The sequence below is a fragment of the Kiloniella antarctica genome (assembly GCF_042682825.1).
Classification (GTDB): domain Bacteria; phylum Pseudomonadota; class Alphaproteobacteria; order Kiloniellales; family Kiloniellaceae; genus Kiloniella; species Kiloniella antarctica.
Window position 1 is genome coordinate 139084 of sequence record NZ_JBHUII010000010.1, and the last position, 13623, is coordinate 152706.

Consider the following 13623-nt stretch of genomic DNA (forward strand, 5'->3'; position numbering starts at 1 on the left):
AGTAGCCTTTATTTGTTTTGCTCAAGTTAAAGAAGAGAGATTTTTAATCTACCTCGTCTTCGTATTCATCATCATCATCATCGTAGTATTCATCACCATATTCTTCATCGGCAATTGCTTGAATAACTGGCGGAGCTGCTTGAGTAGGAGAATGGGGAGCTGGTCGATTATCAGATACTTTCCGACCAATTTCGCTTTTAAGTTCAACCAAATCCAGAAAAATATCAGCTTGACGACGAAGTTCATCCGCAATCATTGAAGGTTGGCTGCGTACGGTGGATACGACAGTAACGCGAACACCTTTTCTTTGGACGGCTTCGATCAGTTTACGAAAATCTCCATCTCCAGAGAAAAGAACGATATGTTGTAAATGGTCTGACATCTCCATGACATCGATTGCTAACTCAATGTCCATATTACCTTTAACTTTACGTCGACCAGTCGCGTCAGTAAATTCTTTGGCTGGTTTCGTAATCATAGTGTAACCGTTGTAATCAAGCCAATCCACGAGAGGGCGTATTGGTGAATACTCCTGATCTTCAATCAATGCGGTATAATAATAAGCTCTGACAAGATTGCATTGTTCGGCAAAGAGTGACAGGAGCCGCTTGTAATCAATGTCGAAACCGAGCGCCCGGGCTGTGGCGTACAGGTTGGAGCCATCGATAAAGAGGGCAACACGTTCTTGAGGATAAAATTTCATAATGAATACCTTTGTTTATATGCTTTTATTTAAATCTAGGTCGGTAATACATAATACGTTGGTTAAATTCTAGACAGAGAGAATATAATAAGTGTAAACGCTTCACCATCCAAATGTTGTCAACTCATAGTAATCTACTCTCTTTTGAGGGGGCATCAATAGCCAAATTAAAGTAAAAAAACATTAAAAGGTCATTAAAAGTGATTATTATTGCTCTGGGCGCAAATCTAGAAAGTCCAAAATACGGCTTACCGTTGCAAACTTGTCAAGCAGCACTACTAAAGCTCGAAGAGTATGGCCTTAAGATCTTGAACTGTTCTCGTTGGTTGAAATCGGCCCCGGTTCCTATTTCAGATCAACCTTGGTATGTAAATGGGGTTGTTGAAATTGAAACTCACCTCACCCCAGAAGATTTGTTAGCTCTGCTTCATCGTGTTGAAGAGGAGTTCGGGCGGGTTAGAACGGTTCCGAATGCCCCCAGAGTAATTGATATAGATTTAATTACTTATCATGACATTATTAGTGATCCGGATGATCACTTGATCCTGCCGCACCCTAGAATGCATGAAAGAGCTTTTGTCTTGTTACCGCTATTAGATATTAATGAAACATGGTACCACCCCGTAATTGGCAAAACAGCTAAGGAACTATCCTTAAATATTTCGTGTGAACAGGAAACTATGGAGTTTCATAGTGGGGCTCAGGGTTAAATCTCAAATAAAGACTGTTAATTCGTAATATTTTGTTGAATACTCTTGCTTTATATTGATCTGATTCATATATTGCCTCGATTCAATTGCCCGATAGGGGCATATTAAGTTTCTAGCTACGATACTGGAGTTATCATATATGGCACGCGTCACAGTCGAAGATTGCGTTGAGAAAGTTCCTAATCGCTTTGAGCTCGTAATGCTTTCAGCTCAGCGGGCACGAGAAATCGTGTCAGGTGCTCCATTGACGGTAGAAAGAGACAACGACAAAAATGCTGTTGTTTCTCTCCGTGAAATTGCTGAAGAAACCATCAGTCTCGACACAATCAAAGCATCCTTGGTTCAGGGCTTGCAAAAGCAAGCTGCCTTCTCTGAAGTTGATGAAGATGAACCAGAATTTGATGCAATTGGCCCAGAAGCTCTGCTTACAGCTGATGCTGGTGAACAGTTTGCCAATGCTGAAGGCATGTCAGTAGAAGAGACACCTACTGATCTTGAGCAAGAATCTGAATAGTCCGATAGCGTTCGACGACTAAATTCAAATAAATTCAGCCTTCCAGAGCTTGGCCTACGTCAATTCCCGGCGTATCATTCTTTGGAAGGCTGAATTTTTTTTAAAGGCTGTTTGATCCATTATGATCCGTCAGTTTGAACTGGTTGAACGCGTCAAGTCCTATGACCATGACGCTGACGAAGATGCGCTTAACAGAGCGTACGTATTTGCGACCAAGTATCATGGGTCTCAGAAGCGTGCGTCTGGAGATCCTTATTTTTCTCATCCTGTTGAAGTTGCTGGGATTCTTACTGATCTAAAGCTCGATCACAATTCCATTATTACTGCTTTACTCCACGACGTTGTCGAAGATACTGAAGCCAGTCTTGAGACGGTTGAGAAAGCATTTGGGCCTCATATTGCTCGGCTGGTTGATGGAGTAACAAAGCTGACTCGCCTGGAACTCCAGTCCGAAGAAAGTAAATACGCGGAGAACTTTCGTAAGCTTGTTCTTGCGATGTCAGACGATATTCGGGTTCTTTTGGTCAAACTGGCCGACCGTCTGCATAATATGCAAACTCTTCATTTTATTAAAAAAGAAGAAAAACGCCGTCGGATCGCGCGCGAGACAATGGATATTTATGCGCCATTGGCTGAACGCATTGGGATGCACCGTTTTAAAGATCAACTGGAAGATCTTTCTTTCGCGCAACTAAATCCAGAAGCGCACGAGTCCATTGTCAAAAGGCTGGATTTCCTTAAAGGCGAAGATGACGATAATCTTGCAACAAAGATTATTGATCAACTGAACAAAGTTATCAAAGATAACGATATCGAAGGCGAAGTTTCTGGTAGGCTTAAAGCCCCTTATTCTATTTGGCGTAAGATGCAGCGTAAGGCCGTCACCTTTGAACAGTTGTCTGATATTATGGCCTTCCGGCTAATCGTAAAAGATATCGGGTCCTGTTATCAGGCGTTAGGCATTCTTCATGGTACTTTTCCTGTCGTTCCTGGACGTTTTAAGGATTATATATCGACCCCTAAACCAAATGGTTATAAGTCAATACACACATGCATAATTGGACCAGAACGTCATAAAATTGAAGTTCAAATCCGTACCCAGGAAATGCATGATATTGCAGAAATGGGAGTTGCTGCTCACTGGTCCTACAAACAGGGTGGGGAGCATATGGAGGGACGCCAATATCGTTGGCTTCGCGAACTCCTTGATATTTTAGATCACGCTTCAAATCCTGAAGAGTTTCTGGAACATACCAAAATGGAAATGTTCCAGGACCAAGTATTCTGCTTTACGCCTAAGGGCGCGCTTTTGTCTTTGCCAAGTGGTTCTACTCCGATTGATTTTGCTTACGCCGTTCACACTGAAGTCGGAAATACCTGTGTCGGCGCCAAAGTAAACGGTCGCATGGTTCCTTTTAGATCAATTTTGCACAACGGAGATCAGGTTGAAATACTGACGTCTAAAAATCAGAAACCATCGCCTGATTGGGAGAAGTTTGTTGTTTCCGGTAAAGCCAAAGCCTGTATTCGTCGCTACATAAGGTTACAAGAGCGTGACCAATATAGCTCACTTGGCCACCAGATGGTTCAGAAGATTTTCCGACAGGAAGGTTATGAATTTACGGAAAAAGGCATCGAAGGCATCTTAGGTAAATTCCGAATGGATGATTCGGATGATCTATACGCAAGTGTTGGGCAGGGTCATCATACAGCCCGCGAAGTTTTGGTTGCTGTCTATCCGGGTGCTCGGGTGCTGCCGAAATCTAATATTGCATCGCCACAGCGCAAAAAAACGAAAGCCTCTGGCACCAAAGAAAATGCTCTTCCTATTAAAGGGCTTATTCCTGGTATGGCTGTTCATTATGCGCGTTGTTGTCACCCATTGCCGGGAGATCGCATCGTTGGTATTGTAACGACAGGTAAGGGAGTCACAATACACACTATTGATTGTGATAATCTGGTTAATTATCAAGACACTCCTGAACGATGGATTGATGTGGCTTGGGATGCAGCCGAAGTTGAAGGCCCTCACCATACCGGACGCCTTAAGCTAATCGTCGCGAATGAGCCGGGTTGTCTTGGTGGACTGTCAGTTGTCATCGGCAAAAATCAGGGCAATATCAGTAATCTCAAAATTGTTCACCGTTCTATGGATTTCTTTGAGATGATGATCGATGTCGAAGTCAGTGACGTTAAACATCTTGCAGATATTACTGCGGCCCTTCGTGCTATGTCTGTTGTGAATTCTGTTGATCGGGCGAGAAACTAAGTGCAAGGCTCTTTACATGGAAAGTTCATCGAATGATCCTTGGAATTGGGAATGATCTTGTTGATATCCGGAGGATTGAAAAATCACTGGAAAAATTTGGCGATCGATTTATTGCCCGTGTTTTTACTGAACAAGAAGCTATAACGGCAAAATCTCGTGCAAATCCTGCCGCAACTTTTGCAAAACGGTTTGCGGTTAAGGAAGCCTGTGCAAAAGCACTTGGAACTGGCTTATGGCGTCACGGCGTTCTATTTACGGATATTGGGGTCACGAACAAAGAAGGCGGACAACCTCAACTTGAATTAAAAGGCGCCGCGGCAGAACATTTGCGTAATATGGTGCCGGAGGGGATGACACCAAGGCTTCATGTCACTATATCTGACGACTACCCCCATGCGCAGGCCTTTGTGCTGATATCAGCTGAGCTTGAGTGATTTTTGGATTTAAGGATTAAGTTATCAATGTTCGATCAAAAGCCAAAAGCTGGTAGTCAAAAGAACAAACGAGACAAAGATCCTGTTGAAATAACGGAAAACGATACGATGACGACTGAGTCTAATGGCATCAAGAAAGTCAAAGATGACGAAAGTGTATTTAAAACGGTTGCCTATGCTCTTGTCATAGCTCTGGCTGTTAGAACCTTTTTCTTTGAACCTTTTAATATCCCTTCAAGTTCAATGAAGCCGACACTTTTGATCGGAGATTATTTATTCGTTTCCAAGTTTTCATATGGCGTAAGTCGATATTCATTTCCTTATGGAGATGTAATTTTCCCCGATAGCTTTGATGGTCGTATTTTAGGTACGGAACCGGAGCGTGGCGATGTAATCGTTTTTAGGAAACCGACAAATACATCCATTGATTTCATTAAACGTTTGATCGGTCTACCTGGCGATGAAATTCAGGTTAAACAAGGTCAACTTTATATCAACGGAACTGTTGCTCCTCGTGAACTTGTTCAGATTGGTGATGGACGAAATGATATTCCCCTTAATATAAAAGAATATGAAGAAACTCTTCCAAATGGTGTCAAACACTTAATTTGGGAACGTAGCGATAACGAATATTTAGATAATTTTGGTCCTTATGTTGTACCGATTGGCTATTACTTCTTTATGGGGGATAACCGTGACAATAGCTCTGACAGTCGCGTGCTAAATAATGTTGGCCCTGTACCGTTCAAAAACTTAATCGGTCGTGCTGATGTGCTCTTCTTTTCTCATCGGGGTGATGATAATGGAGAAAATGTTGGTGACTGGTGGGAAGTTTGGAAATGGCCAACAATGATTAGATTTGGACGTATTTTTAATGTCATCGATTGAGTTAAAGGGTTTCGCTGACTTAAAGGCTGTTGCTAAAAAGCTTAATTATAATTTCGGCAACCTCACTTTGGTTCAACAAGCTCTTACCCATCCAAGTGCTTGTGGTCGGAACCGGATTATTGCGGATAGTTATGAGCGTTTAGAATTTCTCGGTGACCGGGTTTTAGGACTGGTTGTTGCTGACATGCTGTTACGGAACTTTCCGGACGAGAGTGAAGGTTCTCTTGCCAAACGCTTTACCGCGTTGGTTCGACGAGAAACCTTGGCTTTGGTTGCCTGTAAATTAGGACTTGAAAAATCCATTGCCTTAGCAAAGGGCGAAGAAGAAAGCGGTGAGCGAGAAAATCCAGCATTACAAGCAGATGTTTGTGAGGCTTTGATTGGCGCACTTTATCTGGATGGGGGATATGGGAGCGCTCAAAAATTTATTGAAGCCAATTGGGAGATTCTCCTGAACCAGGATGTTTCTCCTCCTCAAGATGCCAAAACCACCGTACAGGAGTGGGCTCAGGGAAGGGGCCTTCCGTTGCCCGTTTATAGAGAAATTGGACGATCTGGACCTCCTCATGCTCCAGTATTTGATATTGAAGTAAATGTTAAAGGCTTGAAACCTGCTTTAGGGCATGGAAACTCTAAGCGTAAAGGGGAGCAGGAAGCTGCTAAAGAATTATTGAAATCAATTAACAAGAATGGCAACTAAACTGATGAATGATCAAGATCCAAAACAGACTGAAGAGAATCCTTCGGATACGCGTTGTGGCTTTATTGCTCTTATCGGTGCCCCAAATGCGGGGAAATCAACCTTAATGAACAGAATGGTGGGGGGCAAAGTATCTATTGTCACTCATAAAGTTCAGACAACCAGATCGCAAATTCGCGGAATTGCCATTCATGACAAATCACAACTGATTTTTGTTGATACCCCAGGGATTTTTCTCCCCAAAAAACGTCTTGAACGAGCCATGGTTTCCTCTGCTTGGAAGGGTGCCGGCGATGCCGAAATTATTGTTGTTTTGCACGATGCTTGCCGAAAGAAAATTGGTGAAGACACGCGGGTCATCGCAGATGGACTTAAAAAACAAGGTCGTCAGGCGATTTTGGCACTAAACAAGATTGACTCCATAAACCCGGAAAAACTGTTGTTACTGGCGCAGGAATTCATGGCTATGGGCGTCTTTTCTGAAATCTTTATGATTTCAGCACAAGAGGGTGATGGTGTACGTGATTTAATGGACTCTTTAGCCAAGCAGGTTCAAGAAGGGGTCTGGCTCTACCCTGAAGACCAACTCTCAGATCACCCAATGCGTTCAATCGCGGCAGAAGTCACCCGAGAAAAGCTCTTTTTGAATTTGCATGATGAATTACCATATAACCTGACCGTAGAAACAGATAATTGGGAAGACTTTAAAGATGGTAGTGTTAAAATATCCCAAACGATTTACGTTCAAAGAGATATTCATAAAGCGATGTGTTTGGGTAAAGGTGGTCGTACCATCAAACTTGTACGCTCAAAATCTCAAAAAGACCTAGAAGAATCACTGGAACGCAAAGTTCACCTTTTCCTTTATGTAAAGGTTCGGGAAAAATGGGCAGATGATCCTGCGCGGTACCGTGAAATGGGTTTGGATTTTGAGAATTAATTAAACTGACCTTGTTTAATTAATTGGCCTTTCAGACATATATTTGATATTTTGTTCTCTTAATGTTCCCACCCTCGTTCGAGAGGCTTTTATAAATGATTCATTGGGAAGATGAGGGCATTCTTCTCTCGGCAAGACCATTTGGTGAAAACGATCTTGTTGCCCAGGTTCTGACTAAGGAGCATGGACGCCACGCCGGATTGGTTCGCGGCGGACTAAGCCAAAAGAAACGTCCGACATTTGAACCTGGTAATAAATTATATGTGCGTTGGGGAGGGCGATTACCTGAACATCTTGGCCACTATGACGCCGAAGTTCTCGATAATATTTCTGGTCGCTTGTTTGATGAACCTGGTAGGTTAGCAGCATTGTTGTCTGCAGTTTCAATTTGTGAACAGGCCGTTCCTGAACGCGAAACTAACTCTTCTTTCTTCGAAGGCCTCTCTGCCCTTTTAGAGTATCTGGAAGGTGATTTCTGGGGGGAAGTTTATGTACGTTGGGAACTGGCCCAGCTATCGGCACTAGGGTTTGGCATTGATGTAACAGCTTGTGCGGGTGGGGGACGCAACGATCAACTCGCCTATATTAGCCCAAAATCTGGCCGTGCAGTCTCTTTAGCTGCTGGAGAGCCTTATAAAGAAAAACTTTTTATTCTCCCACATTTTTTATTGGGGCAGGGTGGCGGTGGAACTGCTGAAATCGCTCAAGGGTTGAAAATTTCTGGCCACTTTATTGAACGTCACCTTTTTCATCCCGATAATAAAGCCTTACCAAGCGTACGTGATCGTTTGCTTGAAAATTTCCTATGAGAAAACATCTTAATAACTCTTTGTGAACCATTTTAAACATACTATGGTATTCTTAGGGTTTAAGAAGGAACTTAAAATGTATGGTATAATAAGATGTATACTGTTGATTACGATTTTTTGCGTTCCTTTTTCATTGCGCGCTGAGCAGAGTCATAAACCTGTTTTTAAAATAGCTTATGCTGAAGCATGGGCTCCAATCTCATCAGGTTCCTTTGAAACCGTCGTTGGTATTCTCCCGTCCATCATGGAAGAGGTTATTCATAATCAGATGGGAATTGTCGTTCTTCATCAAGGACTTCCTTGGGCGCGTGCACAAGAAGCTGTTAAAACAGGTGAAATCGATGCTTTTATTACGACACCAACCACAGAACGGTTGACCTTTTCCAAACCTTCAGAAGGCATTGTTTTTCCTTTAAGGTTTCAACCGATTGTCAGGGTTGGTTCTGAGGAAGAAAAATTATTTACTTCTGAAAGTGATATTCTTGGAAAGTTGGCCACGCGTAGATATTGTGACGTCTTAGGCAATGGATGGGCTAAAAATTTTTATGCCGAAAAAGGAATATCTTATAAAGTAGTGCCAACCCTTGATATTTGCATTAAGCATTTAATTCATGGTCAAACGGATATCATTATTCATGCAGAACCTGCTGCAGTCAGTTTTATTACAAAACTTAATGTACATAACAGCGTTAAAATCTTACCAATTATTATGGTCTCAAGCCCTGAATTTCCTCTTTTATTGTCCAAAAAATCGACCTTTGATCATTATTTTTTGGCAGAATTTGATGCAGCACTTTCCAAAATAAAGAATCATGGTGTTTGGGAAGCCTTATTAAGATCTTCGAGCGCTGCATCGAACTGACTATTTGATATATCTCACAAACTCTTATTCCGATTTCTTAAGATCCAAACGGTTGCTTCGGCGGATCTTGTGAGTACAATGAACATCGGTTTGTGAGGGGTATATGAGTAGTTCTTCAAAAAGAGTTCCTTCAGAGGAAATTAGAGATATTCGGTTTGTTGATGCGTTGTCTGATCGTTATCTCAGCTATGCGCTTTCAACAATTATGTCTAGATCGTTGCCAGACGTACGGGATGGGCTGAAACCAGTTCATAGACGTCTGTTGTTTGCAATGCGACAATTAAAACTGGACCCAGGTTCTGGATTTAAAAAATCAGCGCGTGTTGTCGGTGATGTCATGGGTAAATTCCACCCCCATGGTGATCAATCGATCTATGACGCCTTGGTCCGGCTCGCGCAGGAGTTTTCCCTCAGGTTTCCTCTTATTGATGGCCAGGGGAACTTTGGTAATATTGATGGCGATAATGCCGCGGCGATGCGTTATACCGAGGCTCGGCTGACAGAAATAGCAGGCGAGCTTTTAAAAGGCATCGATCAAGATACGGTCGATATGCGGCCGACTTATGATGGTGAGTCTGAAGAGCCTTGTGTTCTTCCTTCAGCTTTCCCTAACCTGCTGGCCAATGGCGCACAGGGAATTGCCGTTGGCATGGCCACATCAATTCCGCCCCATAATGTCGGTGAAATTTGTGACGCACTTCTCTATATGATCAAAACACCCAATATTGGGTTTGATAAACTTGTCGACTTTATGCCCGGCCCTGATTTTCCGACGGGGGGCGTTATGGTTGAAAGCCGTGATGCCGTTCTTCAGGCTTATACAACGGGGCGCGGATCCTTTAGAGTACGTGCCAAGTGGGAAGTCGAAGACTTAAAAGGTGGTCAGTACCAGATAATTGTCACCGAGATTCCTTTTCAGGTACAAAAATCCAAACTGATTGAAAAAATTGCAGAACTTATAAACAACAAAAAACTCTTTTTGCTGAATGATGTTAGAGACGAGTCCGCAGAAGACATCCGTGTTGTTCTGGAACCTAAAAGCCGCAATGTCGATCCTGTTGTCTTGATGGAATCTCTATTCAAACTTACAGAGCTTGAAAGTAAAGCCAGCTTGAACATGAACGTTCTTGATGCTGATCAGGTTCCACGTGTCATGAATTTACGTGAGGTTCTTCAGGCTTTTCTGGATCACCGTCATGAAATCCTTGTTCGAGCCAGTAAGTTTCGTTTGGGTAAAATTGCTATCCGACTTGAGGTATTAGAAGGTTATCTGATTGCTTATTTGAATTTGGATGAAGTGATCCAAATTATCAGAGAAGAAGATAAGCCGAAACAAGCCTTAATGAAGCGGTTTTCTTTGTCGGAAAATCAGGCTGAAGCAATTCTCAATATGCGTCTTCGTTCACTACGCAAGCTTGAAGAAATTGGAATACAAGAAGAACATGCAGCACTAACCGCAGAAAAAATTGATCTTGAAGATATTTTGGCCCGTGAAGAGCGCAGGTGGGAAATCGTTGGCAGTCAAATTAAAGACCTTAGAAAGTCTTATGGACAGAAAACAAAATTAGGCCGTCGTCGCACTGAGGTATCTGATGCTCCCACTAATATAATTGTTCCGCTGGAAGCTGTTATTGAAAAAGAACCTCTGACAATTCTTTGCTCTGAAAAGGGCTGGATACGTGCTTTGAAAGGGCATCAAGACGATACCAGTGATGCTAAATATAAAGAGGGTGATAGCGGACGTTTCTCTATTCGTGCACAAACAACCGATAAAATTCTGATTTTTGCCAGCAATGGACGGTTTTACACTTTGGGGGCTGATAAACTCCCGGGTGGACGTGGGTTTGGTGAACCTCTACGTTTAATACTTGATGTTCCAAACGATCAAGATATCGTTGATATTCTGGTCTATCGTCCAGGCCAACAATTGCTTCTGACCTCTAATGATGGTCGCGGATTCCAAATTAATGAAGACGATGTTATTGCTCAAACTCGTACTGGAAAACAGGTTCTGAACCTTGGAGAAGGAGCAACAGCCTTTATTTGTTACCAGATTGGCATCGATCACGATTCAATTGCAGTCATTGGTGAAAATAGAAAACTATTGGTCTTTAAACTCGAAGAGCTTCCAGAAATGTCCAGAGGACGTGGGGTCATTTTACAAAAATATAAAGACGGTGGTCTCTCTGATATTAAGACCTTTAAATCGGGAACGGAAAAAGGTGAGGGGCTAACTTGGACAGACACTTCCGGCCGAACTTGGACACGAAACGAAACCCTTGACTGGCAGGGACGAAGAGCAACTGCAGGACGGTTGCCACCGACTGGTTTCCCAAGAACGAATAAGTTTAAATAAATAATTTAAGCTTATTCGGCGTGAAGACAAATAATGAAAAAGCGGGGATATTTTTCCTCGCTTTTTTTGTTGAAGTCAGACAGTTTTCTTTTTTTGTATTAATTGTGTAATGAGCAGAATAATGCCGCCAGCTAAAAGGCCCCAAAAAGCTCCTGACACACCAAAAAATGTTACACCAGAGGCCGTTACTAAAAAAGTGACCGCTGCAGCCTCTCTTTTATCCGGATCACTAAAGGCAGAAAGTGCTGAGTTTGAAAAGGCACCAATAAGGGCTAAGCCTGCCACGGCTTCTATTAATATACCTGGTGATATACTTACAAAGGCAGTGATCAATCCAGAGATCAAGCCGAGTAAAATATAACCTATCCCACTTATAATAGCTGCCCAATACCGTCGATGTTTGTCCGGATGAGCGTCTTCATTCGCACACATGGCGGCAGTAATCGCGGCAAGATTTATCGCGTGACCTCCAAAAAATGCGCTACAGGCAGAAAAAATACCCGTCGCAGAGAATAAGGCACCTGCTTTAGGTTCGTAATTATGTGCGCGGAGAATTGCGATACCTGGAACATTCTGTGAAGCCATCGTGACAATGAATAATGGCAGGGCAATTCCGATAAATCCCGATAATGTGAATTCTGGTGTAACCAGGGTAAAGGGAGCGACAACACTATTAAATAAAAGGTCCTTGCTCTGTTCAGATACTTCCAAAGTGAACGCCATGATTAATATCAAAGCTACGAGAGCGGCAGGAACAGCAAGTAGCTTATGGATACGTCCGGCAACAATCCACGTAACAACGATTATCAAGGCCGGAAGAGGGGAGATAGATACAGCTTTTACTGGTGCAAGACAAAGCCCGAGCAGTATTCCTGCAAGCATTGCGTTGGCAAGAGAAGCTGGTATCAGGTTGACCGCCCGTTCCAACGGCTTCCACATTCCCGCAATAATAAACAGTACGGCACAAAGTATAAAGGCACCGACTGCGACTGCAAAACCACCAGGGATTGAACCTGATGTCGCAAGTAAGGCGGCCCCCGGAGTTGACCAGGCAACACTCACTGGAATTTTTGTATAAAGGCTTAATACCACTGCACTGAGCCCCATCGCTATTGATAACACCATCAGTGCCGTCGCAGCTTGTGTATCGCTTGCGCCAACAGCTTTGATACCTTGTAAAACCACGGCAAACGAACTTGCGAAGCCAACAAAAGCAACAAGTAGGCCCATAAAGGTGCTTTGAAGAGAAAAATCACGAAATACAGTCATAAAAAATCGCTTTTCATAAATCTGTTCCAGAAATAGCTAAAATATTTGTAAGAAGGAATTAAGGAGAGGGACGTACAAATTTTTGTTCTAAAACCTGTCTACCCCACTGATCTCCGATATACTCATCGACTAGGGTGAAATTTTCTTGCTCATACAATTTCCGGGCAACATTCAAACCTTTAAACGTCCAGAGATGAGTTTCATCAAAACCTTGCTTATCGCAAAATTTCAATGCATGAGAAAAAAGCTCTTTACCAAGTCCTGAGCCTCGCATTTTTTTATCAACAATAAACCACCTTAAATGAGATATATTTTTACCTAGATCTTGTCCGTCGATAGCTATACTGCCAACAATCTGATCATCACTGACTGCATGTAAAATGATGTTTCTATCATGACTTAGACGAGGTATGAAATCAGAGAGACCATTGGCAACGGTTGTTTCAAATACTGCATCAAAATTGGCAAATTGACTGTAGTAAGTGGCGTGCATCTCAACAATACGTCCCAGCAAACCAGGGGAATACCCCTCAATGATTTGAACCTTTCCTAGTTTATCTCGTTTTTCAGTATAAGGCTTTGATAAGCGGCTATGTTTCAGGGCGTTACTATATATTTCTAAACCCTTTAGAACTTCATTTCTTGTTGATTTATTTAAAGGGGATATAGCATTATCGACCTGTATTTCAGCAAAATTTGAAATCTCTCGTACGGTTACTTTACCTTGTTCAGTTAGCCAAAGATCTTTTTGTCTGTTATCTGATAAAGATACAGTTTCTATAATTTCGCCACGTAAAATTAGTTTTTTAACCAACCGACTAACCGTTGATTTCTCAAGAAGTAAATTTTCTGACAACTCTTTTGCGGTAAGGCTTCCTGCATTACCGATATCAACCAATGCATGTACGTAAGATACGGATAAATCTGTTCCAGCAAGAGTTTTATTTAAAAGTCCAAGTTCACGAATAAGGTTTCTAGCGGCTTTACGTATTTTATGAATTAAATCCGGTTGATTATCTAACATGGTCTATCTTTCAACACTGATATAGTTGTATAAAGCAACTATATCAGTGTTGAAAGATTATACAAAATATTTTATTCGTTACCCCTCATTCACTCTTTTACTTTCTAATTTAACACAAAAAAGCCGCCGGGAGATTAATCCCGGC

The 13623-nt window shown here is 42.3% G+C and carries 13 protein-coding genes; 10 read left to right on the plus strand and 3 right to left on the minus strand.

The genetic code is table 11. From position 1 onward, the window contains the following. Positions 1 to 43 precede the first annotated feature (43 nt). A complete protein-coding gene (locus tag ACFSKO_RS15860) occupies positions 44 to 703 on the minus strand; it encodes a LabA-like NYN domain-containing protein (RefSeq protein ID WP_380253404.1) in 660 nt (219 codons plus the stop codon). A gap of 200 nt (positions 704 to 903) precedes the next feature. Between ACFSKO_RS15860 and folK the strand changes: the two genes are divergently transcribed. From folK to parC, 10 genes are all read left to right on the plus strand, one after another. Next, positions 904 to 1413 carry a 2-amino-4-hydroxy-6-hydroxymethyldihydropteridine diphosphokinase gene (gene folK / locus ACFSKO_RS15865; RefSeq protein ID WP_380253406.1) on the plus strand — a complete coding sequence of 170 codons (510 nt, stop codon included), beginning with the start codon at positions 904 to 906 and terminating at the stop codon, positions 1411 to 1413. A gap of 139 nt (positions 1414 to 1552) precedes the next feature. Then, the gene (gene rpoZ, locus ACFSKO_RS15870) at positions 1553 to 1927 is read left to right on the plus strand and encodes a DNA-directed RNA polymerase subunit omega (RefSeq protein WP_380253408.1); all 375 of its coding nucleotides are present in this window, start codon (positions 1553 to 1555) and stop codon (positions 1925 to 1927) included. 121 nt (positions 1928 to 2048) lie between these two features. After that, positions 2049 to 4196: a RelA/SpoT family protein gene (locus ACFSKO_RS15875; protein WP_380253410.1), complete on the plus strand. Its 2148-nt coding sequence runs from the start codon at positions 2049 to 2051 to the stop codon at positions 4194 to 4196. A 32-nt stretch (positions 4197 to 4228) separates the two neighbouring features. Continuing rightward, positions 4229 to 4630, plus strand: a complete 402-nt coding sequence (gene acpS, locus ACFSKO_RS15880; protein WP_380253412.1) for a holo-ACP synthase — start codon at positions 4229 to 4231, stop codon at positions 4628 to 4630. 27 nt (positions 4631 to 4657) lie between these two features. Next, complete coding sequence (gene lepB, locus ACFSKO_RS15885) at positions 4658 to 5518, plus strand: signal peptidase I (protein WP_417457962.1); 861 nt, start codon at positions 4658 to 4660, stop codon at positions 5516 to 5518. After that, positions 5505 to 6218: a ribonuclease III gene (rnc, locus tag ACFSKO_RS15890; protein ID WP_380253414.1), complete on the plus strand. Its 714-nt coding sequence runs from the start codon at positions 5505 to 5507 to the stop codon at positions 6216 to 6218. The genes lepB and rnc overlap by 14 nt, the downstream gene beginning before the upstream one ends. 4 nt (positions 6219 to 6222) lie before the next feature. Further along, positions 6223 to 7158: a GTPase Era gene (era, locus tag ACFSKO_RS15895; protein ID WP_380253416.1), complete on the plus strand. Its 936-nt coding sequence runs from the start codon at positions 6223 to 6225 to the stop codon at positions 7156 to 7158. A gap of 95 nt (positions 7159 to 7253) precedes the next feature. Next, entirely contained in the window at positions 7254 to 7967 is a 714-nt protein-coding gene (gene recO / locus ACFSKO_RS15900) for a DNA repair protein RecO (RefSeq protein WP_380253418.1), read from the plus strand. 103 nt (positions 7968 to 8070) lie between these two features. Then, on the plus strand, positions 8071 to 8829 hold the full coding sequence (locus ACFSKO_RS15905) for a substrate-binding periplasmic protein (RefSeq protein ID WP_380253420.1): 759 nt from the start codon (positions 8071 to 8073) through the stop codon (positions 8827 to 8829). Positions 8830 to 8932: 103 nt separating this feature from the next. Next, positions 8933 to 11185, plus strand: a complete 2253-nt coding sequence (parC, locus tag ACFSKO_RS15910; RefSeq protein ID WP_380253422.1) for a DNA topoisomerase IV subunit A — start codon at positions 8933 to 8935, stop codon at positions 11183 to 11185. Between the two features lie 75 nt (positions 11186 to 11260). On the opposite strand, the gene ACFSKO_RS15915 is transcribed toward parC, so the two are convergent. Then, positions 11261 to 12454, minus strand: coding sequence for a benzoate/H(+) symporter BenE family transporter (locus ACFSKO_RS15915; protein ID WP_380253424.1), 1194 nt, complete (start codon positions 12452 to 12454; stop codon positions 11261 to 11263). 58 nt (positions 12455 to 12512) lie between these two features. Then, positions 12513 to 13478: a bifunctional helix-turn-helix transcriptional regulator/GNAT family N-acetyltransferase gene (locus ACFSKO_RS15920; RefSeq protein WP_380253426.1), complete on the minus strand. Its 966-nt coding sequence runs from the start codon at positions 13476 to 13478 to the stop codon at positions 12513 to 12515. Between the last annotated feature and the right edge of the window lie 145 nt (positions 13479 to 13623).

Bases quoted from the DNA above. Each gene is read 5' to 3' on its own strand.
- recO (WP_380253418.1), top strand. From the start codon at position 7,254: ATGATTCATTGGGAAGATGAGGGCATTCTTCTCTCGGCAAGACCATTT.
- era (WP_380253416.1), top strand. From the start codon at position 6,223: ATGAATGATCAAGATCCAAAACAGACTGAAGAGAATCCTTCGGATACG.
- ACFSKO_RS15875 (WP_380253410.1), top strand. From the start codon at position 2,049: ATGATCCGTCAGTTTGAACTGGTTGAACGCGTCAAGTCCTATGACCAT.
- ACFSKO_RS15860 (WP_380253404.1), bottom strand. From the start codon at position 703: ATGAAATTTTATCCTCAAGAACGTGTTGCCCTCTTTATCGATGGCTCC.
- parC (WP_380253422.1), top strand. From the start codon at position 8,933: ATGAGTAGTTCTTCAAAAAGAGTTCCTTCAGAGGAAATTAGAGATATT.
- rnc (WP_380253414.1), top strand. From the start codon at position 5,505: ATGTCATCGATTGAGTTAAAGGGTTTCGCTGACTTAAAGGCTGTTGCT.
- acpS (WP_380253412.1), top strand. From the start codon at position 4,229: ATGATCCTTGGAATTGGGAATGATCTTGTTGATATCCGGAGGATTGAA.
- rpoZ (WP_380253408.1), top strand. From the start codon at position 1,553: ATGGCACGCGTCACAGTCGAAGATTGCGTTGAGAAAGTTCCTAATCGC.
- ACFSKO_RS15915 (WP_380253424.1), bottom strand. From the start codon at position 12,454: ATGACTGTATTTCGTGATTTTTCTCTTCAAAGCACCTTTATGGGCCTA.
- lepB (WP_417457962.1), top strand. From the start codon at position 4,658: ATGTTCGATCAAAAGCCAAAAGCTGGTAGTCAAAAGAACAAACGAGAC.
- ACFSKO_RS15920 (WP_380253426.1), bottom strand. From the start codon at position 13,478: ATGTTAGATAATCAACCGGATTTAATTCATAAAATACGTAAAGCCGCT.